This window comes from Sulfitobacter litoralis (genome assembly GCF_900103185.1).
Lineage (GTDB): Bacteria > Pseudomonadota > Alphaproteobacteria > Rhodobacterales > Rhodobacteraceae > Sulfitobacter > Sulfitobacter litoralis.
In genome coordinates this window covers 120679-146482 of the sequence record NZ_FNJD01000005.1, presented here as the reverse complement: position 1 = coordinate 146482, position 25804 = coordinate 120679, and the positions used below count along the sequence as shown (strand labels likewise).

The window sequence follows — 25804 nt, the reverse complement described above, 5'->3', positions numbered from 1 at the left end:
GGTTTGTGTATCGCTCATTATGCTCTCCAAAATTTGAATGTCAGAATAACGTAGACCGCCATAAGTTCCAGCCGTCCGACCAGCATCGCGGCCGTAAGGATCCACTTGGCCGTATCGTTTAGCGTGCTAAAATTGCCAGCGGGGCCGATAATGTCGCCCAAACCCGGCCCGATGTTCCCCAACGCGGCCCCCGCCCCCGATACCGAGGTCACAAAATCCAGTCCGGTCATGCTCAGCGCCACGGCAACCAGCCCCAGCGTCAGCGTGAAGAACATAAAGAAAGACATGACCGAAATCATGACATCGCCACTGATAGGGCGGCCATCATAGCGCGGGGTAAAGATGCCGTGGGGCGAGCGGATGCGCTGCAACTGGGCGCGGATTGACGCGAACAACAACTGATATCGGAAGATCTTGATCGAACAGGCCGTCGACCCCGCGCAACCCCCGATCAAGCCGGTGAAAAAGAACAGCGCAACGGGAAACGAGCCCCAGGTCATATAATCGACCGACGCAAACCCTGTGCCCGAAATGATCGACGTGATGTTGAACAATGCTTCGCGCAGGGATTGCTCCCAGTGCTGCGGAAACACGGACTGGATCGAGATAAAGATCAGCCCGACCAAGACAGCAATCGTCATCAAGAACCCCCGCACCTGCGGATCACGGTGGAGCGCCAGCGGGTTGCCGTTCAACAATTGCACATAGCGCACGAACGGTAACGCCGCGAGCACCATGAAGATCGACGCCGCGTATTCCGCATTGCCAGCGAATGTCCCAAAAGACGCGTCATAGTTCGAAAACCCGCCCGTGGACACGGTTGTGAGCGCATGAACCGTGGCGTCAAAGACGTTCATCCCCAAGGTTAAATACGTCAGGGCACAGGCAAAAGTAAGCCATACATAGATGACCGAAATCTGGCTGGCGATCTGACCGGCGCGTGGCAAAATTTTACCAAAGGTGTCAAAGGCTTCGGATTTGAAAATCTGCATACCACCAACCCGCAGCTCGGGCAGGAAAACCATCGCGACAACAATGATACCAATCCCGCCGAGCCACTGCAGAATTGCACGCCACAGCAGCAACCCTTTGGGCAGATCATCCAATCCGGTAAATACCGTCGATCCGGTGGTGGTCATGCCCGACATGGCCTCGAAGACAGCATCGACGAAACGTGCTTCGGTCGCGCCCAGCATAAACGGCAGTGCGCCGAACAGCGGCAGCATCAACCAGACCGCTGTGGTCAGCAAAAAGGTCTGCTGGATAGTCAGCCCTTCCTTGACGCCATTGGCGCAGGCCAGCGCGATCATACTGCCGCCCAGCATCGTGATCAGACCCGCCTCTACGAAGACGGGCCAGTGGCCGCGCCCTTCGGCAATATCGACCAACATCGGCACGATCATCGCAATGCCAAGCACCGACACCAACAGGCCGATGACGTATCCAACAGGGCGCAAATCCAACATCTGCGCAGCGTTGGCGCGGTGGCGCGTCGGTGTCAAGGACACGCCCTATCGTAAAACGCAAAACGACCCGAGCAAGTCACACTCGGGCCGTTCAAAATCAAACTGAAAGACGTTCAGACGTAGAATGTATCGCGGAAGACATGGTGCACGATTTCATCACGCTTGATGCCCATTGCCGACAGCTCTTCGTCCGTTTTCGATTGCAGGAACGTAACCTGGCGCATGCGACCCGAGTTTGCGCCCATATTGACCAACCCCGTCCAGATCGCTGCGAAAAATCCGCCAATGACGGCGAAAGGCGCTTTGATGGTCGGGACATTGCTGTGCGAAATTGTGTTGTTATAAGCCATACTAAACTCTCGATTTACCTTGGCATTTCTGCCGGTTACCTTGTTCTGCCTCTCAATATAGCGAAGCAGTGGGGGATGAGAACCGACGTTTCTGCATAGCAGCATCCCGAACATGCCGCATCGCAGCATGACTGCGCCCATGTTTCGCGCAAACACGGCGAGCAGCTGCGCATAAACCGCGCAATGTGAGAATATCGGCAAAATAGCCCTACAAAAGGGAGCGTAGCATCGGACGATGTGGCGCAGACTCAGCCGACGTGGAACAGCGTGCTGAACAGTTTTGGATCAATGCTCTGCGCGGCGAAGGTTTCCCCCTGCGTGAGCATCGAAATGGCGTCATGACTGTGCAGGCTTTCTTGATGGCTGGCCACGACGCGAAAATCGCCCACCCGAGGTTCAGCCTGTAGCTGTTCACAAAACAGCCGCGCTGCGTCTTCGACAAAAATCGGATTGGCTGCATTCAGCTCGGCAAAGGCCTGTTCATCCTCACGTTTCACCATCACTTGCGTCTCTGTGGGAACAGCACGACGCGCGAGGTCGATCAGGTCTTCGAACCACAGGCAGGTTTCATTGCAATTCACTTCAACGGAAATACGCGCAACCGATCGTTGCGAGTGCGGCGTGGCCAGCTGCCCCCGCGTGGCACGCGCATGTTCGGACAGTTCCAGCGAACACGGGCAGGTCGAGGAATAGACGTAATCAAGGTGAATGATCTTCTTGCGCGCGCCGCCTGCCTCGACCAGTTCCAGCGCGATGTCGTAATACTGATATCCCGAAAGACCGGACCGCAAGCTTCCGATTTTTACCGGAAAGGAGAACCGCATTTGGATACGCGCGTCATAGCTCTCGAGGTCGGATTTATAGTCGTCCAGCGCGGCTTCCATCACCTCAAAGCTGAACACCTCATCCGCGTGCTTGTAGAAACTGCGCATAATGCGGGACATGTTGATGCCCTTTTTATCCGCCTCCAGACTGACCGACCCGGTGACCGAGGTCTCGAGTGTCAGATCGCCGCCGTCACGTGTGTGGAACCGCATTGGCAGGCGAAAATTTGAAATCCCAACATGCTGGATTTGCTGTTTCGCACCGCGGATCAGACTGGACGGGCCGTTCTGCAAATCCGGCAACGTCGCTTTATAATTATCGCCGACCGCAAAATCACCGGGATAGTCTCGGTTGAATTGCGGATAGCTTTCGACGTTCTGCAACAATTTGGCGAGCGACGGATCTAGCGCTTCTATCTCGATCGCATCGGCCTTGCGCGCCCAGGCCCGCAACGTATCAAGTGCTGCAACCGCGTCATCACGGTCCGGTATCACTGTCGCGGCGATATTCATGGCAGGGCCCTTTCGCAAGATATCCCCTATATAAGCGAAAACGGGGGCTTTACCAATGTTCCGTCCAACGGAACGGGTAAAGCCCCTGCTGCATCACTTCAATGTGTCCAAAGCCTGACGGATGTCGGCGATCAGATCATCCACGTCCTCAAGCCCCGCTGACAAGCGCACAAGACCCGGTGTAATCCCTAGGGTTGTTTTCTGGTCGTCTGGCAGGCGCTGGTGTGTTGTCGTCGCCGGATGGGTCGCGATGGATTTTGCATCAGCAAAGTTGTTCGAAATGGTGATGATTTCGAGCGCGTTAAGAAAGGCAAAACAAGCCTCCTTGCCACCTTTGACCTCTACCGCGAAAACAGTACCCGCTGACGGCGCATGAGACATAGCCAGCGCGTGCTGCGGATGGCTGGCATGGGTTGGATAGCGCACCGCGCTGAGTTTGGGGTGTCCGTTCAACGCGTCAGCGATCTTCCAAGCGGCGTCGGCTTGGGCCCGCACCCGCAGGTCGATCGTTTCAAGCGCCTTAAGATGTGTCCAGGCGGTGAACGGATTCATCGCGCCACCGGTATGCTTCATATAAGCCTCGACGGGGCCGCGGATCAGCTCTTTGGGACCGCAGATTGCGCCGCCCAGCATACGCCCCTGCCCGTCTACATGTTTCGTGGTCGAGATGATCGCGATATCCGCGCCACATTCCTTGGCATAGGAAAACACCGGCGTCGCCATCGCGTCATCCACCAGCACCAGCGCGCCTACGGCATGCGCCGCCTTCACCACATGGCGCATATCGACGACTTCCAACGTGGGGTTCGAAATGCTCTCGAAGAAAACCATGGTCGTGTCAGGGCGGATAGCGGCATCCCATGCAGCATTATCCGTACCGTCAATCAAGGTGACCTCGACCCCGAAACGCGCCAAGATATCCTCAAGCACATACAGGCACGACCCAAAGAGCGCCCGTGCAGCGACCACATGATCACCTGCCTTCAAAAGCGACGTTAGCGCACCGCTGACCGCAGCCATACCAGAGGTACAGGCGAAACAATCCTCATATCCCAACAGGTCGGAAATACGGTCTTCGAACATGCGCACGGTCGGGTTGCCGTAGCGTGCATAGATGAATTCGTCGTCACCCAGCGACTGGAACCGCGCCTCGGCCTGCTCGGCGCTCTCATAGACGAACCCTTGGGTCAGGAACACTGCCTCACAGACTTCGTTATACTGGCTGCGGCGCGTGCCACTGTGCACAGCCTTGGTCCGTGGTTTCCAATTGTCGCTCATGCTTTTATCCTTCCTGACCTGCTGCGCAGCAGGCGTAAAAAAACCCCAGACGCGGTCAAGCGAAAGGGGGCTTTCATCCTGACCTTTTAGCGGAATTTGGCAGATTCCTCTGCCCGTGGCCCGCAATCCGGTATCAAATCGCCACATGCCATCTGCTACGCCCCTCGCCCGCTCCCGTCAACTACAACAGCAAGATCCCTTGGCAGTCGCCTTCCAAATGGCAAAAAATCCCGGGGGTGCTGCCCCACTTGGGGCAGCGGGGGTTGGCCCCCTCTTCAGCTTTCGTCCTTCTCAAGACCATAGGTCTGAAACAACCGCCCTTGCGTCATGAAAAACACAAACACCGCTGCCGTCAGCCCGAAGGTTTTGAAATAAACCCATGTCTCGGTGCTGGTGAAACGCCAGATCAGCTCGTTCGCGAGCGCCAGACCAAAGAAACAGAGCATCAGCCGTTTGGTCAGGATCATCCAGCCAGCGTCGTTCAGGGGCATCATCTCTTCCATCACGTATTTCAAATACGATTGCCCGCGCGCCAAGCCGATCGCCAGCAGCACCGCGAACAGAAGGTAGATCGCAGTAGGTTTCATCTTAAAGAACCGTTCGTCGTTCAGCCAGACCGAGAGCCCGCCAAACAGCGTCACCAAAATAACTGTGGTGACCTGCATCCGGCTGATCTTGCCCGTCAGCGCCCAAAGCGCCCCCGTCGCCAGGATCAACAGCGGTACAAAGGCCGCCGTGACAACAATAAAGCCGCTGTAGTCGGTCCCCCAAAGGGTGAACGTTTCGTCCTTGAAGCGCAGATAGGCGACAAAGAATATCAGCACCGGCCCGTATTCCAGCGCCGATTTGACAAAGGGGTTAATCTCGCGTGTCGTGCTCATCTTGCTCTCCAGTTATCCGCCCATTTCCACGATCACCGCCCCAAGCGCGATCAGCGCCATTAGGGCAATGCGGCGCGGGCCTACGGTTTCTTTCAGCACCAACCAGCCGATCAGCGCCGCAAACACGGTCGACGTTTCGCGCAGCACTGCGGCCTCGCCCACTTTGTCCAGGCGCGTTGCCAGCATGATCGACCCAAAGCTGAAGAACGCGACAAAGCCCCCCGCAACGCCGCGGGTCATCAGCGGACCAAGGTCGGGACGGTCGTCCATGCGCAGCCAGCGTCGGGCGGCGATCACGGGCATCACCAGACCGTCGATCATGAAAAACCACGCCAGAAAGGTAAACGGATCCCCTGTCGCGCGGATGCCGTATGCGTCAAAGGTCGTGTACAGCGCGACAAACAGCCCTGTTAGAACAGCAAGCCCCAAGGCCGCATTCAGCGTATCGCGTTCGGACACGAGGTACACAAAGTTGTAAAGCGCCAGCCCAAAGATCCCCGCGACGAGCACGCCAACACCCAACCACTGTACGCCGGTAAAGCTCTCTTCGAAAATCAGATAGGCACCAATGACCGTGAACAAAGGCCCCGTCCCCCGCACCACCGGATAAACGACAGTATAAGCCCCTTTGGTATAGGCCCAAGCCTGCAACAGCTTGTAAACAATGTGAATTGCCCATGCGCCGGCAAAAATGACCCACATATGCGGCTCGGGCCAGGGCACGACAAAAAGCGCGAATGGCGCTGCCATTAGGCAATAGGAAAAGTCGATCGCGCCGCGGGTCAGCCACGGGTCATGCCGCCCTTTTTGCAATGCGCCAAACACCGCATGCAAAAGCGCCGCGGCCAACGCCAACCAAAGCGCTGCTTGGTGGCCCGCTTCGGTGCCTTCGATCTGGGTGATCCATTCGGTCATTTTGCCGACCCTTTATGGTGCGTCACTGCGGGTCCAACCCCAACAAAGCATCTGCAAATTCTTGCGGATCAAAAGGCTGCAGGTCGTCAATCTGCTCGCCCACACCAATCGCGTGGATCGGCAACCCGAACTTATCTGCAAGTGCCACCAGAACGCCGCCCTTAGCGGTGCCGTCAAGCTTGGTCATGACCAGACCGGAAACGTCTGAAATCTCTTGAAAAACCTTGACTTGGTTCAAGGCATTCTGTCCCGTCGTCGCGTCCAACACCAACAGCGTGTTATGCGGCGCGCTTGGGTCTTTCTTGCGGATCACGCGCACGATCTTGGCCAGTTCCTCCATCAGGTCGCCACGATTTTGCAGCCGCCCGGCCGTATCGATCAGCAGCAGGTCCGCCCCGATACGTTCGGCCTGTGTCATCGCATCAAACGCTAGACTTGCCGGATCGGAGCCCTGCGCCGCCGTCAGCACAGGCACATCGGCGCGTTCACCCCAGACCTGCAACTGTTCGACCGCGGCGGCCCGAAACGTATCACCCGCTGCGATGACCACGTTCTTGCCTGCAGCCTTGAACTGACTCGCAAGCTTGCCAATTGTGGTCGTTTTGCCAGAACCGTTCACGCCCACCACCAGCACAACCTGCGGCGTCTTGGCATAAATCGGCAAAGGTTTCGCGATCGGGTCCATGATCCGCGCGACCTCTGTCGCCAGCAAGCGTTTGATCTCGTCGACAGAAAGCCGCTTGCCGAACCGGCCCTCGGCCATGTTCGCGGTGACGCGCAACGCGGTATCCACACCCATGTCTGTCGAAATCAGCAGCTCTTCCAGCTGCTCCAGCATTTCGTCGTCCAGCACGCGCCGCACCACGGGGGCTGCGGCACTGCGACCCATCAACCGGCCCATCAGGCCTGGCTTAACCGGTGCCGGCTGTTGCAGCGCTGGCTCCAGATCGGGGGCCACTGGGGTCATCGTCTCGCGCAGCGGCACGGACGCAGGCGTGTCTTCTTCATCCGCAGGCAAGGGTGCGGGCTCATCATCTACCGCTTCGGGCAGGGCCTCGGCAGCGGCTTCGGGGGCGTCCATCACCTGATCCACAGGAACTTCGTCGATGGTTTCGGGTGTATCCGTGGCCCCGCCGTCTTCGACAATCGCCTCAAGCCCCTCGTCAATCTTGGACGAGGATTTGAACATTTTGGATTTCAGCTTTTGAAAAAAGGCCAAGCGCGCTCTCCGGATTGTCAGGCGTTTTCCATGATCTATAGGCTCAATAGACAGGATGGAAGGGCGACAACAGCAATTGACAGCGCAGAGCATGTCGCACACCAAGTCCCTATGCGATTTTTATGGATGCTCTGTATGATAGTGGTGGCGGGAACGGCACAGGCCGAACCGGATCGGCGGTACTGCTCCAGCACCAAATGGGGCCACGCCCATTGCATTCGGCCTGCGCATTTTGTGTATGACACCTGCAACGCGATCAGGGTTTTTTCGGATCGGCATCAGCTGGACAGCGGCTTTTTTGCGCGGTTGATCTGGCAGGAAAGTCGGTTTGATCAAAACGCGCTGAGCCACGCCAATGCGCGTGGGATCGCGCAATTCATCCCTTCAACCGCGGCACTGCGGGGGCTGAAAGACCCGTATAGCCCCGCCGATGCGCTAGAGCATTCGGCACAATACCTCTCTGAAATGAAACAGAAATACGGCAACGAAGGTCTGGCCGCGATCGGCTATAACGGTGGCGAGCGGCGCGCCGAAGGGTTTCTGGAAGGCAAGGGGCTCGCGCCCGAAACCATCGCCTATGTTCCGATCATCACCGGCCTGACGGCAGAGCAATGGCGCGACGGCCCGCCTAAGACCCCCGACTTCCGATTGTCCAAAACCCAACCGTTCTTGCCTGCCTGCTACGAGATGGCACGTAACCGCCGCGTCACCGCGCTTAGGGTCACGCCCCCTGCTCCGGCGATCAAACCCTGGGGAGTTCAGGTGTCGTTCGGGACCAGCAAAGCGCGTGCGCGCGACAAGGCCAACGCCCAAACCGCAAGTTGCCGCAGCGCGATCAAGGGGAAGCGACTGGGCTTTATATTTAAGAAAAACCGCGTTTCGCGCCGAAAGGGGTTCTTTTTCGGGCAATATGGCAGCGACACACGCACCGGTGCCCAGCGCCTGTGTGACAGGATGCGGACCACGGGGTGCAGCTGTCTGGTGGTACAGAACTAGCGGCCTGCTTGGCTGGCGAGGTCAAGCGGGCCGCCGTGCTGCGTGATCAAACTTCGTGGGAAAAGTGTTTGATAACCATGCGGATCGGGTTCGGCGCGGCCTGCCCCAGACCGCAGATGGACGCGTCGACCATGGCGGTCGACAATTCCTCAAGTAGCGGCTTATCCCATTGATCTGCCTGCATCAGCTTCACCGCTTTTTCGCAGCCAACGCGACAGGGCGTGCATTGACCGCAGCTTTCATCCTCGAAAAAGCGCAGCATATTCAACGCAGCACCTTTTGCACTGTCACGGTCCGACAGCACCACGACTGCGGCGGACCCAATAAACGACCCATGCGGCTGCAACGTATCAAAGTCGAGCGGGATGTCATTCATAGAGGCGGGAAGCAGCCCCGATGACGGGCCGCCCGGTTGGTAGGCCTTGAACCGATGCCCGTCGGCCATGCCACCGGCAGCTTCGATCACATCCGTGATGGTTGAGCCAGCGGGCAATTCATACATACCAGGTTTTGCCACGCGGCCCGACACTGAATAGCTTCGCAGCCCCTTGCGCCCATTTTTTTCCGTGCTGTTCAGCACCTGGGGCCCTTCGCGACAGATACGTGCGACCCAATGCAGTGTTTCGACATTGTGCACCAATGTCGGGCGACCAAAAATGCCCACTTGCGCCACATAGGGCGGACGATGACGCGGCAGCCCGCGCTTGCCTTCGATGCTTTCGATCATGGCGGATTCTTCACCGCAGATATAAGCCCCCGCTCCACGCCGCAGGTCGATATATCCCGCAGCGACAATCCCAGCATCCTCCAGCGCCGTAATTTCCTTGCGAAGCAGCGCAAGTACCTGCGGATATTCGTCCCGCATGTATAAGAACACTTTTTCTGCCTCGACGGCCCAAGCGGCGATCAGCATCCCTTCGAGGAACAGATGCGGTACCCGTTCCAGATACCAACGGTCCTTGAATGTGCCCGGCTCGCCTTCGTCGCCGTTGACGGCCAAATAGCGTGGTCCAGCGTTGTCACGGACAAAACCCCATTTCTTACCGGATGGGAAACCGGCACCACCGAGCCCGCGCAATCCGGCCTCCAATAGGCTTTCTTGGACTGCCTCCCAATCGCCATCCCGACGCAGTTTCTTGAGCGTTTCATACCCCCCGCCGGCGGCATAGGCGTCAAAGCCTTCGTAGTCAGGCACATGCACATGGGTGTCGCCTGCCACGATAACCTGTTTCACCTTGTCCAACGTCGCGTGGTCGACAAAGTTATGCCCGATCTCCAGCCCCGGCGCGGTATCGCAACGCCCCATACAAGGCGCGCGTAGGACGCGTACCGCTGACGCATCCAACCCATCCTCTAGCGCGGCCTTCAGCGCCTGCGCCCCGGCGAGTTCGCATGATAGCGAATCGCAGACCCTAATGGTGAGCGCGGGCGGTGGTGTTTCCCCCTCCTTCACCACGTCAAAGTGGGCATAAAAGGTTGCGACTTCGTAAACTTCCGCCATGCTCATGCGCATTTCTTCAGCCAAAGCCCGCAGATGCGCGGCAGAAAGATGCCCGTATTTATCTTGAATAAGATGCAAATATTCAATCAGCAGGTCTGAACGACGCGGCTTGTCACCCAGCAAGCCACGGACGTCTTCCCATGGACCATCTTGCAACTGACGCCCCTTGGGGTGGCTGCGCCCCTTCCCCTTGCCGGATTTCCAGACGCCTTTTCGCGGCGCGTTTGCATCCGCCGTTTCGTGATCATCCAACGCCATCGATCTGCCCTCTCGTATCGCTTTGACGTCACGCTACCAAAGCCGTAGCGGCTTGCGCAGGTAAAAAGCGACCAATCCGCAGCGCTTTACGCGGTGGCTGCGGTAGCAGATGCTCTTTTTCGCGCGTGATTTAGTGGATATGAAATAGCTACCCCAGCGGAGCCGCCCTATGTTCTGGTATAGCATTGCCAGCCTGACCCCAGCGATACTTTTGATCGTCGCCTGTCTGCGGGGTGGTCCCTGGCCGCTATTCGCCCTGTTTTCGATCACTGTGGTGGTCTTCTTCCTCGACCGGCTGTCGCGCAGACTGCCAACCCTGGCCCATACGGGTCGCGCGCTCAGCCTGGTGCTTGCAGCGGTGCATTTCATCCTACTACCGCTTGGCGTTTGGGCGCTGGCGGAAAACCCCATTTTGAGTACGACGGACAAGGTACTGATCTATATCGGGCTTGGTCTGTTTTTTGGCCAGATCTCGAACTCCAATGCGCATGAGCTGATCCACGCCTCGACGAAATGGCCCAGACGGATCGGCACTGCGATCTATTGCAGCCTGCTGCATGGGCATCACGTCTCTGCCCATCTGCGCGTGCATCACATCCATGTAGCTACGGACAGCGACCCCAATTCGGCCCGATTGCGCGAGGGATTTTATGCCTATGCCCTGCGTGCACTGCGCGGGGAGTTTATGGCCGGCTTACATGCTGATAGCCGCCAACGGCGCGGCAAGCGGCATGTGCTGACACACCCCTATGTCATATATATCTTGGGGGCGATACTTACGCTCGCCGCCAGCTTTGCGCTGGCCGGCTGGCGCGGGATCGTCGCGATGCTGGCCGTAGCGGCCTATGCCCAATTTCAACTGCTGCTGTCTGACTATGTGCAGCACTATGGCCTGCGTCGCACCGTCAAAGAGGATGGCAAAACCGAACCCGTGGGACCGCAGCACAGCTGGAATGCGCCCGCATGGTATTCCTCGGCGATGATGTTGAACGCGCCGCGCCATTCCGACCACCATATGCGGCCTTTGCGCGCTTTTCCAGCACTCGACCTGATACCGGGCACCATGCCTATGCTTCCGCGATCCCTGCCGGTGATGGCTGTTCTAGCCCTTGTACCACCGCTTTGGCGTCGGGTGATGGACATCCGAGTGGCCCGGTGGCAGCCTCTAAGCGATCAGGACTAGATAACGCGTAGGGTTTCTGGCACGCTGCAGCAATGAAGCAATTTGCACTGATACTTGCCCTAGCATCCGCCTCCCCTCTGGCCGCGCAGTCGACGATGTCAGCGGATGAGTTTGATGCCTATACTCGTGGCAAAACTCTGTTTTATGCACAGAACGGAGAGACCTATGGCGCGGAGCGGTATCTACACAACCGCCGCGTCGAATGGTCATTTCTGGATGGAGAATGCAAATCCGGCAGCTGGTACGAAGATGATGGCAAGATCTGCTTTACCTATGACGAACGTCCCACTCCACAGTGCTGGCGTTTTCGCGAAGGGGCAGCTGGCCTGATCGCGCAGTTCGAAGAAGATCCCGCCACAACCGAATTATACGAGGCGCAGAATAGCGGGCAGGATTTTACCTGTCTCGGGCCAAAGGTGGGGGTTTGATCCCTTAAAACAGGCTGCCCTGCTCTGGCGGTTTTTTAGTTGCCTTTTTGGGCGCGGCACCACCGCCGATTTTCAGGGTACCATCGACAAATTCGATCTCGAGCGCGGACGCATCCTGTGCCGCTTGTTTGGTGGTCACAACACCGCCGTCGCCCCGTACCACCGCATAACCACGTGCGAGGGTGGACTTATAACTTAGCGTTTCGTGCACACGGTCAAGGCCGGCCAGCTGCTTGTGCCACCCTTGGGTCTGGCGCTGCCCCGCATCTGAAAGACGCTGAGCAAGTAATTGAAAGGCTTCCTCTTTTCTCTTCCGGTCCTGTACCAGCGCATCGGGACGAAAGCGGGCGATCAAACCCTCAAGACGGCGCTTTTGCTCACGCCCCAAGGCCTCGGGGCGGAAGCGTTCGGTCAGGGCGGCCAGCCTGCGTTGCTCTGCCTGAAGGGTACGCCGCAGGGTCGCTGGACGCAGCGCACCGGAGATATCAGATAAACGCACTTTGCGTTTTTGAACGCCGGCGGTCAGCGCGGGCCCCAAACGTGCGCCGCGCATGTCCAGCCGCTGTCGCGGGCCATCAAGCAGGCTGTCAGGGCGCGGCAACGCGCGCGCCATATCGCGCAGACGCTGATCGCGCCGAGAAAGGCCCTGGCTCAGCGCTTGGGTCATCCGCGCCTCTTGTCCGTCCAGTAAGGCGACAAGCTCGTGTCGCACGGGCACGGCCAGCTCGGCCGCAGCCGTGGGCGTTGGCGCCCGCATGTCAGAGACAAAGTCGATCAGCGTTGTATCAGTTTCATGCCCGACCGCAGAGATCAGCGGGATATCCGACGCAGCTGCCGCCCGCGCGACGATCTCTTCGTTGAAACCCCATAGATCCTCGACCGAGCCGCCCCCACGCGCCACGATCAAGAGGTCGGGACGCGGCAACGCCCCGCCTGGGGTTAGCGCGTTGAAACCCTCAATGGCGCGGGCGACCTCGGGGGCGCATTTCGCCCCTTGTACGGCCACGGGCCAGATCAACACCTTGCGCGGAAACCGGTCGCGCAGACGGTGTAAAATGTCGCGGATCACCGCACCCGAGGGCGACGTTACCACCCCGATCACCTCTGGAAGATAGGGTAGCGGGCGTTTGCGTTCGGGCGCAAACAGCCCCTCTGCCGCCAGCGCTGCCTTGCGTTTTTCCAGCAATGCCATCAGCGCGCCCATGCCCGCCGGTTTAATATCCTCGATCACAATCTGGTACTTCGACTGCCCGCCGAACGTGGTGATGCGGCCTGTGGCGATCACCTCCATCCCCTCTTCGGGCTGGGTCTCGAGGCGGGCCGAAACCCCTTTCCAGATCACGCCGGAAATAACCGAACTGTCATCTTTTAGGTCCAGATAGATATGCCCCGACCGCGGGCGGCTGACGCGGCCCACCTCACCGCGAATCCGCACATGGCCAAATTCGCCCTCGATCACGCGTTTAATCGCACCCGAAAGCTCGGTTACGGTGAATTCGGGGCTGTTCTCCCCCTCGCGCGGGTCGTCGATCAGATCCATCAGCGGTGTCTTTCCGTCTTTAACTTGTGTCGGGCTCAGTCCCAGCTTAGAACGCGCAGCAACCAAGGCCAAGGGAGTGCAACCATGAACATCCTCATTCTGGGCAGCGGCGGGCGCGAACACAGTCTAGCCTGGGCCGTATTGCAAAACCCTAAATGCGACAAGCTGATCGTAGCACCGGGAAATGCCGGGATCGCCGCCATCGCAGACTGCGCCACGTTCGACATCAACGACGGCGCGGCGGTGGTCGGTTTTGTCGATGAAAACAACATTGATTTCGTCATTATCGGGCCAGAAGCGCCTCTTGCTGCAGGCGTTGGCGATGATCTGCGTGCTGCAGGCGTGCTGGTCTTTGGACCGTCGAAAGCAGCCGCGACGCTGGAAGCCTCCAAAGCCTTCACAAAAGAGATCTGCGACGCCGCAAACGCCCCCACCGCAGCCTACGGCCACTTTACCGACGCGGCTTCGGCGCGCGCCTATTTGGCCGACCACCCTGCCCCGATTGTGATAAAGGCAGATGGCCTTGCAGCGGGCAAAGGCGTCATCATCGCCGAAACCGATGACGAAGCCCTTGCCGCAGTCGATACAATGTTTGATGGAACATTCGGCGACGCGGGAGCCGAGGTGGTGATCGAAGAGTTCATGGACGGCGAAGAAGCGTCGTTTTTCGTGCTGTGCGACGGCGACACCGTGCTGCCCATCGGCACAGCGCAAGACCACAAACGTGTGGGCGACGGCGATACTGGGCCGAACACGGGCGGTATGGGTGCCTACTCCCCCGCACCCGTTTTGACCGACGAGATCGCCGAACGCGCCCTAGCGGAAATTATCCGCCCCACAATGGCCGAAATGGCTAAGCGTGGGACACCCTACCAAGGGGTGCTGTACGCGGGGTTGATGATCAAGGATGGTGCACCGAGATTGGTAGAATATAACGCCCGCTTCGGCGACCCCGAATGTCAGGTACTGATGATGCGCCTAGGTGCGCAGGCCTTTGATCTGATGCACGCCGCCGCCGAAGGCCGCCTAAACGAGGCACGCGTGAACTGGGCCGAAGATCACGCCGTCACCGTTGTCATGGCCGCCCGAGGCTATCCCGGAAACTATGATAAAGGCAGCGTTATCAAAGGTCTGGACGCCCTACCCGAAGACAGCCGCAACATGGTGTTTCACGCCGGCACAACCACGCAGGACGGTGCCATTACGGCTGTCGGCGGGCGGGTTCTAAATGTCACGGCACGGGGCGACACCTTGGCCGAGGCCCAAGCGCGTGCCTATGAAATGGTCGAGGCGATCGACTGGCCGGGCGGGTTCTATCGCCGTGATATCGGCTGGCGCGCGCTGTCCTGACAGCGGGCTACTGGCGCATCTCGCTGGCTTAACCGGGGGCTAGCCCCCGGACCCCCAGGATTTTTAACCATTTGGAAACTGGTCTGTGCCTAACGTGGGTTAAGCGCGCAGGCTTGGGCGGCTGCCACATTTTTAGCTGTAAAGGGTGCACTAAAGCTATGCGGGCTGAGTGCTTTGCCATTTAGCTGCAAGGCCACCATCTGTGCGGGCGATGCGCGGTGCCATGGCATTTGGGCAAGGATCAGCTCGGGCTGCGGGCCGCAGGTGCGGATTCCCCCTGCGATTTCCGCGTCGCCAATGCGGTGGTTGGTATAGCCCTCAGCCGTCGCAATAACGCTAAGTCTGCTGTTCTGGTAGGAAAGCAGTTGCACGGAGCCTGACAGGTGCGGGGTAACGACGATCGCAATTTCCAGCCGTCCGTCGCCCGTAAAATCCGCCGCGCCGATTGGGGCCAACCACCGGTTCTTGCGCCCGATATGGGGGGTGTGCGCAACCCGTCCCGATGCGTCATAGACCGCTAGCCGCGCACCTTGGGTTTGGCTGCTTTCGACCACGATAACTTCGGGACTGCCGTTGCCGTCCAGATCAGCAAGACGCGGCGATGTGTCTTCGAATACAAGAGATTGTGGCAGGATGACACGCCGTGTGGTGCCGTCAGTCAGTACGAACGTGAGGCTGCCCCATTCGACCGCGTCGCCCAAAACACCGTGATCATACCGTGTCGTCGGGTTGCCGAAACTGGCGCGGGCTATCACGTCGGCAAACACAGGAACCGCGCTGATGGAACCCGCCACCAGAATGGGCAGAAAGCGCGACAGGATGTATCGCGCCAACATCCGCATCAGATCTGCTTTTCGGGCATTTTGACGCGCAGGCCGTCCAAGGCGTCGGTCACCTTGATCTGGCAGGTCAGACGCGACGTGGCGGGGTCTGGCTCGAACGCAAAATCGAGCATATCTTCTTCCATGTCATCCTTCGCAGGTACTTTTTCGACCCAATCGGGGTCCACATAGACATGGCACGTAGAACACGCGCAGGCACCGCCGCAGTCGGCTTCGATCCCAGGGATATTGTTGTCGCGGGCCCCTTCCATGACGGTCAGCCCATTGGCCACATCTACGATATGTTCCGTGCCATTGTGTTCTACATAAGTGATCTTGGCCATCTAACTGCCCCTTCGATTTTAGAATTTCGACATGTGTACCCAGCAGCTCGCGGCTTCGCCAGCCCCCTTTTCACCCCACCTACGGCATTGCCGCATTATTCAGATTGCGGTCGGCCTATCAGCTAGGCATTGCTGCGAAAACCCGCTAGCGTGCGGCGGACCCTATGACCCGCAAGGCCCGGCTGTGCAGTATTTTCGACGATCACATTTAGCTCAATTTGCCTGCATATTCACGGTTCTGGCATCTCTAAGCGCCTGTGGTGCCCCCCCTGAGGAATCAGACCTGCCCGAACCCGGCGTCCGCGAGGCGACGACGAACGGCCCGGCAGGGGCGGCACCGGGCAGCTGTTGGGGTCGGACCGTATCCCCAGCCGTGATCGAGACGGTGACCGAACAAGTTCAGGTGCAGGCAGCGCAAATCAGTTCCACCGGTGAAATTCAGTCACTGCCGATCTACCGCACGGAAACGCGCCAAAAGATTGTCAGCCCGCGGGTGGACAACTGGTTCGAAACCCCCTGCACCAGCGCACTTACACCAGACGTGATCGCCACACTGCAACGCGCGCTAGAGGCGCGGGGGTTCTATGGCGGGGCCATTTCATCGCAACTAGATGACGCGACCCGCAGCGCAATGCGGGCGTATCAAGTGAGCACCGCAGGACCCGACAGCCCCGTGCTGGCGCTGACAACAGCGCGGTCCTTGGGCGTGATTGCTGTAGATATCCCCGGTGTCGACACGAAGATCGAAGGCTAAGACGTCAGGTCAAGCGCTTGAAACACAAAACCTTTGTCGGTGATCTGGCTAAAGGCAGTGATGCCGAAGACGGTTTTGACGATGCTCGGGGTCAGCGTGTCTTGGGGCAGCCCATCCGCGGCGATTTTCCCGTTATGTAGCACGATTAACCTTGTGCAATGTCGTGCGGCCAACCCTAGATCATGAAGCGATACCAACACACCACGCCCCTGTGCCGCTGCTTGGGTAAAGCTGCGCATCGCGGCAATTTGATGGGCCGGGTCAAGTCCCGCGGTCGGTTCATCCGCGATCAGCAGCGGGGCCTCTTGGGCAAGGCTACGGGCGATCAGCACCCGCGCTTGTTCACCGCCAGATAGTTGCGTCGCGGGGCGATCACGAAACCGGTCCAATCCCATCTGCTCTATCGCGCGGTCAACCGCTGCCTGATCTTCTGGCCGCTGCTTTTGCCCTGCACGTAAATGGGGTGTGCGACCCAAACGGATGACGGTTTCGACCGTCACCGACCATGCAATTTCGCGCGATTGAGGCATCCATGCGACAGCTTTCCCCCGCGCCCGGGCGGAAAGAGCCGCAAGTGAGCTTTGCCCGTCGGCGGGGATAAGCCCCAATGCAGCGCGCATCAATGTCGTCTTGCCTGCGCCGTTCGGGCCAACCAACCCCACCACCTCGCCTTGGCCGAGCGTCAGGTCAACTTCGGATATAACCCTTTTACGCCCCCTTTTGACCGATAGGTTATGCAATGAAAGCAGCATCATACCCCTTCCTTCCGCGTGCGGTATATTAGATGGAGGAATAGCGGCGCGCCGACCAATGCAGTCACGACGCCGAGCTTGAGATCACGGTCCGGTACCACAAGTCGGACCAGAATATCCGAGGCAAGGATCATCGCCGCACCCCCGAGCGTCGCAGCCCACAGCAAAGCCCCGGGTCGTGAACCGACGAATCCGCGCAGCAGATGCGGCATGACCAACCCGACAAATCCGATCGCGCCCGCAACGGCGGTAGAGGCACCCACGACCGCCGCCGTGCCAAGGATCACAGTCAGCCGTAGCCTTAAAAGGTTGATCCCCATCGCTTCTGCCGCATCTTCGCCCAAGGTTAGCGCATCCAGCCCGCGCCCAAGGGACCCCAGCAGAAGGCCGCCCCCCAGCAGGAAGGGCAGCGCAATCCAGACATGAGTCATTGACCGGTCCGCCAATGACCCCATCATCCAGAACACGATCTCATTCGCGGCATAAGGGTTCGGCGACAGGTTGAGCACCAACGACGTCAAGGCGGCGGCAAAAGCGGATATTGCGATACCGGCTAGAATGAGCGCTAGTGATGTACCCCGCGGGCCCGCCAGCAATAATACCAGCAGCACGCCCAACAAAGCACCGCCAAGCGCCATGACGGGCAGCGCCAATGCTGCGATGGCCGCCAGCCCCGTCTGGATGGCCAGCACAGCCCCCAAGGCCGCGGACCCCGACACGCCGATCAATCCCGGGTCAGCCAACGGATTACGCAGGTAGCCCTGCATCGCAGCACCGGATAGGCCCAGAGAGCCGCCGATCAATACCCCCAAAAGCGCACGAGGGAGCCTGATTTCGCGCATGACGACAGAAAGGGGCCCTCCTTGCCCCGTTATCAGCGCGTACGTGCTGTCACCCACCGATGCCGTCGACGGTCCTATCAGCAGGGATACGACAAACAGCCCGAGCACCAGCCCGACTAGACCAAGCGCCAAGATCGCTGACCGCCCCATCAGCAGCGCCCAAAAAGGGGCCAGCACGCAATATACCCCTGTGCGTAGGCATCAAGAATTAACATCGGGTGAATATACCTGTTCATAATTTCCCCTGGTCTCATACTTTTGCTTGTTCAACCCCGTTTGATTTCACCATGTCTGCAAGCGTACGGCGAGGGGCGTGCGGCGGTGGAAAATAACTTAAACTCGGCAGCACATGAACTTTTCCGCCAGCTTGTGCGTTAGCCTTGAAATACATTAGCGTCTGGAGCTTTACTTGGAACATTTGCCTTCAATTCGGCGCTCGCTTCAGTTGATAGTCTTGATTTCTCTATTCGTCACAGCCTATTTCGCCAAGGATTTGATACTTCCTATTGTTTTGGGATTTTTACTTGCCCTGACCCTATCGCCCGTCGGGCGCGGCCTACATCGCGTCGGTGTGCCACATCCGGTGTCGGCATTTCTACTGGTGACCGCGACAACGCTGGTGATTGCGGCCGTTGTCCTTCTATCCGCCGGTACCGTCGCGATCTGGAGCGATGAAATCCCCCAGATGGGCCGCGAAATCCAGATAAAGCTCAGCGGGGTCAGCAGTGCTGTTGAGACGATGCGCTCTGCATCCGAAGAGGTTCAAAAGCTGGGCACCGACACCGCTACCACGCCGCAAGAGGTGGTCGTGCGCCAGCCTGGACTGCTTGATACGGCGATGGATACCGTAAGCAAGACCGGGGCTTCGCTGGCTGTGATCCTTATTCTAGCGCTGTTCCTTTTGGGGTCCGGAGAGCTATTTTACCTAAAACTTGTACAGGCGATGCCGACTTTAAAGGAAAAGAAACGCGCATTGCATACAGTTTATGCGGTGGAAAAACGCGTGTCTCGCTATCTGCTTACCATCGCCACGATCAACGCGATTCTTGGGATCCTCGTGGGCACCTACCTGACCATCCTAGGGCTGCCGTCCGCGTATATCTGGGGCATTGCGGCATTCATGCTGAATTTCCTGCCTTATATCGGTGGGTTCGCGGGTGTCTTGTTGGTTGCTGGATTCTCGCTCGTGACGTTTGATACCGTCGGTTATGCGATGCTCGCCCCAATCGGCTATCTGACCCTGACCCTGGTTGAAGGTCAGATCATCACCCCGTGGCTGGTAGGCCGTCGCCTTGAGATGAACACAGTGGCCGTGTTCCTTACTGTGGTTTTCTGGGGGTGGTTATGGGGCATCCCCGGCGCGTTGGTCGCGGTGCCCTTTCTTGTGGTGTTCAAAGTGGTCTGCGAGAACTTTGAACCCCTTCATACCATCGGGAGTTTCCTGTCCGCAGAGCAGGTCAAACCCGATGATATGAGGGATCAAGCGGCGATGTCAGCCAGCGAGTGACGGCAGCCAAAGCACGATAGACGGGAACGCCACGAGCAGCGCAATCGTCACAGCATCCGCGATAAAGAACGGCGTTACTCCTTTGAACACGTCCTGAACGCTAAGATCAGGGCGCACACCGGCGACGACGAAACAGTTCAGGCCAATAGGCGGTGTGATCAGACAGAACTCTGCCATCTTCACCACCAAAATCCCGAACCAGATCGCACACATCGGACCCGACATGCCAAAAGCGCTATCCGCAGCAGAGACGAACTCGCCCCCGTTGAGCGCCATGACGGCGGGGTAGACAACCGGAAGCGTGAGCAACAGCATGCCGATGGCATCCATGAACATGCCCAAGACCGCATAGGCCAACAGGATGCAAACGAGGATCAGGACTGGCGACGCCTCGAGCCCCGAAATCCAGTCGGCAAACGCGCCGGGCAGATCGGCAAAGCCCAAGAACCGCACATAGATCAGCACGCCCCAGATGATGGTAAAAATCATCACGGTCAGTTTGGCTGTCTCGAGCAAAGCATCCTTCAGCTCAGCCCACCGCATGCCGCGATACAGCGCCATCAGGAAGACAATAAACGCGCCCACTGCCCCACCTTCGGTCGGGGTACCCCACGCGTCGCCGAACGGGTTGTAGACGAAGAAGATAATGATGATCACAACCGCAAAGATCGGCATGGCCGCGGGAAGCGAGGCGAAGCGCTGTTTCCACGTAAAACCGGTGACAGGAGGACCGACGTTCTTCCAGATCGTGGCGATACCAACGATCAGGATCGCATAGACAATGGCCGAAAATGCACCGGGGATGAAACCCGCCAAAAGCAGTTTGCCAACGTCTTGTTCAACGATGATTGCATAGATCACGAGGATTGCAGACGGCGGGATCAGCGATGCCAATGTGCCCCCTGCCGCGACAACGCCTGCAGCGAATTTCTTGTTGTACCCGATCGACAGCATCTCCGGGATCGCAATGCGCGCGAACACGGCTGCAGTGGCGACGGACGCACCAGAGACGGCCGCAAAGCCAGCCGTCGCAAAGACGGTAGAAACAGCAAGCCCCCCTGGCAACCAAGCGATCCAGCGCTTTGCCGCTTCGAAAAGGGCGCGGGTGAGACCGGCATAATAGGCCAAAAACCCGATCAGGATGAAGGTCGGGATCAGGCTCAGCGTCTGGCTAGACACTTTGGAATGCGGCACCTGCCCCGCTGTTTTGATCGCAACGGTCAGCGCCCAGTCCAGTTCGGACCATTGCATCCCTTTCTTGGACCAAAAAATCCAGATCAGGCCGATCAAGCCTGCCATCGCCGCGGCAAATGCCACACGCATACCGAGCACCACCATAAGCAGCAGCCCGCCCGAGACCCAAAGGCCAATTTCAATAGGGTCCATTATCAGTCCCGCCCGTCTAGATGTTCAGCTTCCGCCATGGCCTGTTCGGCTGCGGATTGTACCAAAGGTACGGCAACTGGGCTTTCCAACCCCAGTACGAATGCGCGTCCATATCCCCAGATTTGCAGCAACAACCGCAATGCCAGAACAGAGAACGCCATCGGCACGATCAGTTTCGCAGGCCAGATCGGAAGCCCGATATCGATAGAGCTATCGCGGCTCCACAGGGGGGCGGCAAAATCGAAGCTCCGCTGGAAATGCGCCCACGACCCCCAGATAAGAGCGATCATCAGGATAAAAATCAACAGAACCGAGAACGTCTCAGCGGCCCATAACGCCCGGCCTTTAAGCTGGCCGATCAGGATATCCATGCGTACATGGCCCCCGTTCCGCTGGGTATAGGAAATGCCCATGATCGCGATCAGCGGCATGGCGAATTCGATCCAGTCGACATAGCCGGGAAGCGGCGAGGCAAAGAACTTACGCCCGCCGACCGACCAGACGGCAAGCACCATCAGCATGAAGACGGCAATTCCGGAGACAAGGGCAAACACGGTTTCAAGGCGTAACAGCCCTTTGTCGATACGGCTAAGCAGACTGCCGTCTTCGAGCACGGCGGAGGAACCGGCCATGATGCTTTCCTTTCAAATGAGTGGGAGGGAGGTATTGGAAACAAAGAGGGCCTGAAAAACAGGCCCTCTTCACCGTGCGACTTAGTTAGACGCGCGTTTTTCTTCGAGTGTTTTGATAACCAGATCGTACAGCTCTTGGCCAGGGATGCCTTGGGCTTCCATGTCTTTGATCCAGGCTTCACGTGCAGGGTCGGCAGCTTTGGCTTTGAACTCGGCCAACACCTCGGGCGAGAACATAACTTTTTCCACGCCTTTTTCTTCCAACACGGTATCCCAGCGGCCCAGCAGCTCGCCGTAGTTCGCCAGATAGTGATCCAGCGCCTCGTCAACAGAACCGTCCAGCGCTTCTTTTTCTGCGTCCGTCAGGGCATCATAGGCGTCGATGTTGACTACAACAGGGCAGTTCACAGTCCCGGGGTTCAGGTTCGCCGTCCACCAGTCAGCCTTGTTGATCGTACCAAAGCTGAGGTGTGCGTGCTGTGCGAAAGCCACTGTATCGACAACACCAGATTCCATCGCGTTATACGCTTCGGAAGAGGTAACGGAGGTCGGAACAGCGCCAACGGCTTCAAAGGCTTTGCCCAAACCGCCTGTTGCACGTACGCGCATGCCTTCGAATGATTCCAGCGTGTCGCGCGCTTCGCCCGTGCCCACAAGGTTGTACTGTGGCATCGGCGAGGTCATCAGCATTCTGGCATTCCACTGCGCCATTTCCTTGGCCACGGCGGGGTGCGCATAAACGGCACGGGATACAGCGACTTCTTCTTCGAGGTTCTGAACGCCGAGGAATGGCAGCTCTAGCACGGTGATCGCGCGGTTCTTATCCGCGTGGTAGCCCGCGCAGAATTGAGCCATCTCGAAGGCGCCGATCGAAATACCATCAAGGTTGTCGGAGTTCTTGGACAGACCGCCATAGCTTACATTGATGGTGAATTCGCCATCTGTCTTTTCCGATACAAGCTCGGCGATCTTTTCAACGTGCTCTGTAAAGGCGCGACGTTTACCCCAGACAGAGGCATTCCATTCCGTTGCGGCCGCTTGCGAGGCAAATGCAAAGGTCAGGGCGCAGACAGCTGCGCCATTTAGTAGATTGTTCATTGATATCTCCCTTATGCGGACTGTTGCTGGCCCGCTTGGGCGAAATACTACCTTCAGGGGGGCGGGCTGCCAACCCCCCAAGACGGGGCCCTGACGCGGTTAAAGGAGCCTTCGGCGAGGATTTAAGGTCATTTGGAAGCACGGCCTGCGCCTCAGTCGCACCTGTTGACAGGCAATCGGCCAAGTTTGCTAGGGAATTTGCATCGCGAGAGGTGAAATTTACTGATTTATGCGGAATACGGAAAAATATTTACAGACAAACCGTCTGTTTACATATGCTTATTTCCTTCTTTTCACTTCGCGTTATGATCTGCCGAGGGAGAGCCGCCGCGCGCAAGCGTCTGTGCGGCAGCAAACGAACAGAGTTCTGAGGGAGGAACCATGTCCAACGTCGCCACACAAACCTATCCGCCGTCTGACAAAACCGCAGACGCGGCCCATGTGAACGCCGTCAAATATGATGCGATGTATGATGCCTCTATCTCGGACCCCGAGGGGTTCTGGAAAGAACAGGCGCAACGCGTTGACTGGATGACACCGTTCACCAAGGTCAAAGACGTCGATTTCACTTTTGGGCAGGTCAAGATCAACTGGTTCGCCGATGGCGCGCTGAACGTCAGCGCCAACTGTATCGACCGCCACCTTGAAACGCGCGGTGATCAGACCGCGATCATCTGGGAACCCGACAGCCCTAAAGAAGAGGCGCAGCATATCAGCTATCGCGCCCTCCACAGCCAGACGTGCAAAATGGCGAATATCCTGCGCGACATGGGCGTAGGTAAAGGCGACCGTGTGATCATCTATATGCCGATGATCCCCGAGGCCGCCTATGCCATGCTGGCCTGCGCGCGCATTGGTGCGATCCACTCAATCGTGTTTGCCGGGTTCTCCCCTGATGCGTTGGCAGCACGGGTGCAAGGTTCGGACGCAAAGATCGTCATCACCGCAGATTTTGCGCCGCGCGGTGGCAAGGCGACCCCGCTGAAGGCCAACGCCGACAAGGCGCTGGCGTCCTGCGACGCTTCGGTCAAATGTCTGGTGGTGCGTCGGACCGGCGGCGATGTTGCGTGGAACGACACGCGAGATGTGGATTATACAGCACTGGCCAAAGAGGCGTCCGACAGCTGCGCGCCAGAAGCCATGAACGCGGAAGACCCGTTGTTCATCCTCTATACCTCCGGCTCGACCGGCCAGCCCAAAGGCGTTGTGCATACCACGGGCGGCTATCTTGTCTATGCTGCACTAACCCACGAGGTGACCTTTGATTACCATGACGGTGACGTCTATTGGTGTACCGCGGATGTGGGTTGGGTGACGGGCCATAGCTATATCGTCTATGGGCCACTCGCCAACGGAGCGACCACCTTGATGTTTGAAGGCGTGCCCACCTACCCCGACGCAAGCCGGTTCTGGCAGATCTGCGAAAAGCACAAGGTCAATCAATTTTACACCGCGCCGACCGCCATTCGTGCGTTGATGGGCAAAGGCCGCGCATTCGTAGATGGATGCGACCTGAGCAGCCTGAAGCTGTTGGGCACTGTAGGTGAACCAATAAACCCCGAAGCCTGGAACTGGTACAATGATGTGGTTGGCAAAGGGAATTGCCCCATCGTCGATACGTGGTGGCAGACCGAAACCGGGGGGCACCTTATGACCCCGCTACCGGGGGCACATGCAACCAAGCCCGGCGCTGCGATGAAACCGTTCTTTGGGATCAGACCGGTTGTCCTTGAACCGACATCGGGTGCCAAGATTGACGGGAATGATGTCGAGGGTGTTTTGTGTATTGCCGACAGCTGGCCCGGCCAGATGCGCACAATTTGGGGCGATCATGAACGGTTTGAGCAGACCTATTTCAGCGACTACAAAGGCTATTACTTTACCGGCGATGGATGTCGGCGCGACGCGGACGGCGACTATTGGATCACCGGCCGCGTGGATGATGTGATCAACGTTTCTGGCCACCGTATGGGGACGGCAGAGGTGGAAAGCGCGCTTGTCGCACACCCAAAGGTAGCCGAGGCCGCAGTTGTCGGCTTTCCTCATGATATCAAAGGTCAGGGCATTTATTGCTACGTATCCCTGATGAGCGGCGAAAGCCCGAGTGACGCGTTGCGAACCGAATTGCGAAACTGGGTTCGTTCCGAGATTGGGCCTATTGCATCACCAGATGTGATCCAGTGGGCGCCTGGGCTGCCCAAAACACGTTCGGGTAAGATCATGCGCCGTATCCTGCGCAAGATTGCAGAAAACGACTATGGCGCGCTTGGCGATACCTCGACCCTTGCAGAACCAGAAGTCGTCGACGATTTGATCGCAAACAGAATGGACCGCTAGGAAGCGACAACGGAAAAGGGGCACCACGCGGTGCCCCTCACGTCACAAATTAGCTAGATATCGAATTTAGCCTTCGACACGTTGCAAGGTGATTTCACCCACACCGATAGCAAAGTTCACACCATTTTGGGTATTCAAGCTAATCGGCTGCAACGCCAGTGTATCTTCAGAACCACCAACCATCACATTGGCCCCGAGCCCGACGCCAAAGGTCGCCTCTGCTGATACGCCCTGATAATCGCCGTTCAGACCACCCTCGTAATATTCGGATTCAGTCGGTGCCAGAACAAGCCAGGACATTTGGCCGTTCTGGGTCTTGCCGATATCGATGCCGTAGCGCTTGATATCGCCGACATATGTCTCGTCTGCCAGACCTTCCTGCACGGGGTTGAAGGTACAGGTCAGTTCACGGGTAGAACCGAAAATAAAGCCAGTGCCATCGCTAACGTCACAGCTCAGCGAGCCGACTTCAGTGTGGTCCACAGTCTCGCCGTCATCTGCCAAGGCAGGCGTGGACAACGCAGCGCCGGTTACAAGTGCAGCTACAGTCAGCTTGAGGGGTGCAAAACGATTCAGTGTCATAATCTATCCTTCCGGCGGGAAAACCGCCTGTATCAGTCGTGAGCGTC

The 25804-nt window shown here is 58.1% G+C and carries 25 protein-coding genes; 7 read left to right on the top strand and 18 right to left on the bottom strand.

Features of this window, described 5'->3' with window-relative positions; translation table 11 throughout:
* Window positions 1–17: 17 nt before the first annotated feature.
* The 7 genes from BLQ98_RS06345 to ftsY all read right to left on the bottom strand — a co-directional run bounded on the left by BLQ98_RS06345 (window position 18) and on the right by ftsY (window position 7446).
* Window positions 18–1466, bottom strand: a complete 1449-nt coding sequence (locus tag BLQ98_RS06345) for a TrkH family potassium uptake protein (protein ID WP_208596027.1) — start codon at window positions 1464–1466, stop codon at window positions 18–20.
* Window positions 1467–1579: 113 nt separating this feature from the next.
* A complete protein-coding gene (locus BLQ98_RS06340) occupies window positions 1580–1816 on the bottom strand; it encodes a hypothetical protein (RefSeq protein ID WP_093732492.1) in 237 nt (78 codons plus the stop codon).
* Window positions 1817–2064: 248 nt separating this feature from the next.
* On the bottom strand, window positions 2065–3153 hold the full coding sequence (folE2, locus tag BLQ98_RS06335; RefSeq protein ID WP_093732491.1) for a GTP cyclohydrolase FolE2: 1089 nt from the start codon (window positions 3151–3153) through the stop codon (window positions 2065–2067).
* Between the two features lie 93 nt (window positions 3154–3246).
* Window positions 3247–4431, bottom strand: coding sequence for an aminotransferase class V-fold PLP-dependent enzyme (locus tag BLQ98_RS06330; protein WP_093732490.1), 1185 nt, complete (start codon window positions 4429–4431; stop codon window positions 3247–3249).
* Between the two features lie 275 nt (window positions 4432–4706).
* Window positions 4707–5312 carry an inner membrane-spanning protein YciB gene (locus BLQ98_RS06325; protein WP_093732489.1) on the bottom strand — a complete coding sequence of 202 codons (606 nt, stop codon included), beginning with the start codon at window positions 5310–5312 and terminating at the stop codon, window positions 4707–4709.
* 12 nt (window positions 5313–5324) lie between these two features.
* Complete coding sequence (locus BLQ98_RS06320; protein WP_093732488.1) at window positions 5325–6227, bottom strand: DMT family transporter; 903 nt, start codon at window positions 6225–6227, stop codon at window positions 5325–5327.
* A gap of 22 nt (window positions 6228–6249) precedes the next feature.
* Window positions 6250–7446, bottom strand: a complete 1197-nt coding sequence (gene ftsY / locus BLQ98_RS06315; RefSeq protein ID WP_093732487.1) for a signal recognition particle-docking protein FtsY — start codon at window positions 7444–7446, stop codon at window positions 6250–6252.
* A 111-nt stretch (window positions 7447–7557) separates the two neighbouring features.
* Between ftsY and BLQ98_RS06310 the strand changes: the two genes are divergently transcribed.
* Complete coding sequence (locus tag BLQ98_RS06310) at window positions 7558–8442, top strand: lytic transglycosylase domain-containing protein (RefSeq protein WP_093732486.1); 885 nt, start codon at window positions 7558–7560, stop codon at window positions 8440–8442.
* A gap of 46 nt (window positions 8443–8488) precedes the next feature.
* Here the strand turns inward: BLQ98_RS06310 and BLQ98_RS06305 are convergent, their stop codons facing one another.
* Complete coding sequence (locus tag BLQ98_RS06305; RefSeq protein WP_093732485.1) at window positions 8489–10201, bottom strand: NAD(P)H-dependent oxidoreductase subunit E; 1713 nt, start codon at window positions 10199–10201, stop codon at window positions 8489–8491.
* A gap of 169 nt (window positions 10202–10370) precedes the next feature.
* Between BLQ98_RS06305 and BLQ98_RS06300 the strand changes: the two genes are divergently transcribed.
* On the top strand, window positions 10371–11384 hold the full coding sequence (locus BLQ98_RS06300) for an alkane 1-monooxygenase (protein WP_093732484.1): 1014 nt from the start codon (window positions 10371–10373) through the stop codon (window positions 11382–11384).
* Window positions 11385–11416: 32 nt separating this feature from the next.
* Entirely contained in the window at window positions 11417–11812 is a 396-nt protein-coding gene (locus tag BLQ98_RS06295; protein WP_093732483.1) for a hypothetical protein, read from the top strand.
* 4 nt (window positions 11813–11816) lie between these two features.
* Here the strand turns inward: BLQ98_RS06295 and xseA are convergent, their stop codons facing one another.
* Entirely contained in the window at window positions 11817–13352 is a 1536-nt protein-coding gene (gene xseA, locus BLQ98_RS06290; RefSeq protein WP_093732482.1) for an exodeoxyribonuclease VII large subunit, read from the bottom strand.
* Window positions 13353–13436: 84 nt separating this feature from the next.
* Between xseA and purD the strand changes: the two genes are divergently transcribed.
* Window positions 13437–14702, top strand: a complete 1266-nt coding sequence (purD, locus tag BLQ98_RS06285) for a phosphoribosylamine--glycine ligase (RefSeq protein WP_093732481.1) — start codon at window positions 13437–13439, stop codon at window positions 14700–14702.
* 89 nt (window positions 14703–14791) lie between these two features.
* Here the strand turns inward: purD and BLQ98_RS06280 are convergent, their stop codons facing one another.
* Both BLQ98_RS06280 and BLQ98_RS06275 read right to left on the bottom strand, forming a co-directional pair.
* Window positions 14792–15538 carry an FG-GAP repeat domain-containing protein gene (locus BLQ98_RS06280; RefSeq protein ID WP_244148379.1) on the bottom strand — a complete coding sequence of 249 codons (747 nt, stop codon included), beginning with the start codon at window positions 15536–15538 and terminating at the stop codon, window positions 14792–14794.
* Between the two features lie 5 nt (window positions 15539–15543).
* Window positions 15544–15867: a 2Fe-2S iron-sulfur cluster-binding protein gene (locus tag BLQ98_RS06275; protein ID WP_093732479.1), complete on the bottom strand. Its 324-nt coding sequence runs from the start codon at window positions 15865–15867 to the stop codon at window positions 15544–15546.
* A gap of 184 nt (window positions 15868–16051) precedes the next feature.
* On the opposite strand from BLQ98_RS06275, the gene BLQ98_RS06270 reads away from it, so the two are divergent.
* Window positions 16052–16621 carry a peptidoglycan-binding domain-containing protein gene (locus tag BLQ98_RS06270; protein WP_237271414.1) on the top strand — a complete coding sequence of 190 codons (570 nt, stop codon included), beginning with the start codon at window positions 16052–16054 and terminating at the stop codon, window positions 16619–16621.
* Here the strand turns inward: BLQ98_RS06270 and BLQ98_RS06265 are convergent.
* From BLQ98_RS06265 to BLQ98_RS18230, 3 genes are all read right to left on the bottom strand, one after another.
* The gene (locus BLQ98_RS06265) at window positions 16618–17376 is read right to left on the bottom strand and encodes an ABC transporter ATP-binding protein (protein ID WP_093732477.1); all 759 of its coding nucleotides are present in this window, start codon (window positions 17374–17376) and stop codon (window positions 16618–16620) included. The two genes, BLQ98_RS06270 and BLQ98_RS06265, sit on opposite strands and share 4 nt — an antisense overlap.
* Window positions 17373–18365 carry a FecCD family ABC transporter permease gene (locus tag BLQ98_RS06260; RefSeq protein ID WP_093732535.1) on the bottom strand — a complete coding sequence of 331 codons (993 nt, stop codon included), beginning with the start codon at window positions 18363–18365 and terminating at the stop codon, window positions 17373–17375. The genes BLQ98_RS06265 and BLQ98_RS06260 overlap by 4 nt, the downstream gene beginning before the upstream one ends.
* Before the next feature lie 100 nt (window positions 18366–18465).
* The gene (locus tag BLQ98_RS18230) at window positions 18466–18633 is read right to left on the bottom strand and encodes a hypothetical protein (protein WP_167354514.1); all 168 of its coding nucleotides are present in this window, start codon (window positions 18631–18633) and stop codon (window positions 18466–18468) included.
* Between the two features lie 36 nt (window positions 18634–18669).
* On the opposite strand from BLQ98_RS18230, the gene BLQ98_RS06255 reads away from it, so the two are divergent.
* Entirely contained in the window at window positions 18670–19722 is a 1053-nt protein-coding gene (locus tag BLQ98_RS06255; protein WP_237271413.1) for an AI-2E family transporter, read from the top strand.
* Here the strand turns inward: BLQ98_RS06255 and BLQ98_RS06250 are convergent.
* From BLQ98_RS06250 to dctP, 3 genes are all read right to left on the bottom strand, one after another.
* A complete protein-coding gene (locus BLQ98_RS06250; protein WP_093732475.1) occupies window positions 19708–21108 on the bottom strand; it encodes a TRAP transporter large permease in 1401 nt (466 codons plus the stop codon). The genes BLQ98_RS06255 and BLQ98_RS06250 overlap by 15 nt on opposite strands.
* 2 nt (window positions 21109–21110) lie before the next feature.
* Entirely contained in the window at window positions 21111–21740 is a 630-nt protein-coding gene (locus tag BLQ98_RS06245; protein ID WP_093732474.1) for a TRAP transporter small permease subunit, read from the bottom strand.
* A gap of 81 nt (window positions 21741–21821) precedes the next feature.
* The gene (gene dctP / locus BLQ98_RS06240) at window positions 21822–22838 is read right to left on the bottom strand and encodes a TRAP transporter substrate-binding protein DctP (RefSeq protein WP_093732473.1); all 1017 of its coding nucleotides are present in this window, start codon (window positions 22836–22838) and stop codon (window positions 21822–21824) included.
* Window positions 22839–23219: 381 nt separating this feature from the next.
* On the opposite strand from dctP, the gene acs reads away from it, so the two are divergent.
* Entirely contained in the window at window positions 23220–25175 is a 1956-nt protein-coding gene (gene acs, locus BLQ98_RS06235) for an acetate--CoA ligase (RefSeq protein WP_093732472.1), read from the top strand.
* A 66-nt stretch (window positions 25176–25241) separates the two neighbouring features.
* Here the strand turns inward: acs and BLQ98_RS06230 are convergent, their stop codons facing one another.
* A complete protein-coding gene (locus BLQ98_RS06230; protein ID WP_093732471.1) occupies window positions 25242–25757 on the bottom strand; it encodes a DUF992 domain-containing protein in 516 nt (171 codons plus the stop codon).
* Window positions 25758–25804 lie beyond the last annotated feature (47 nt).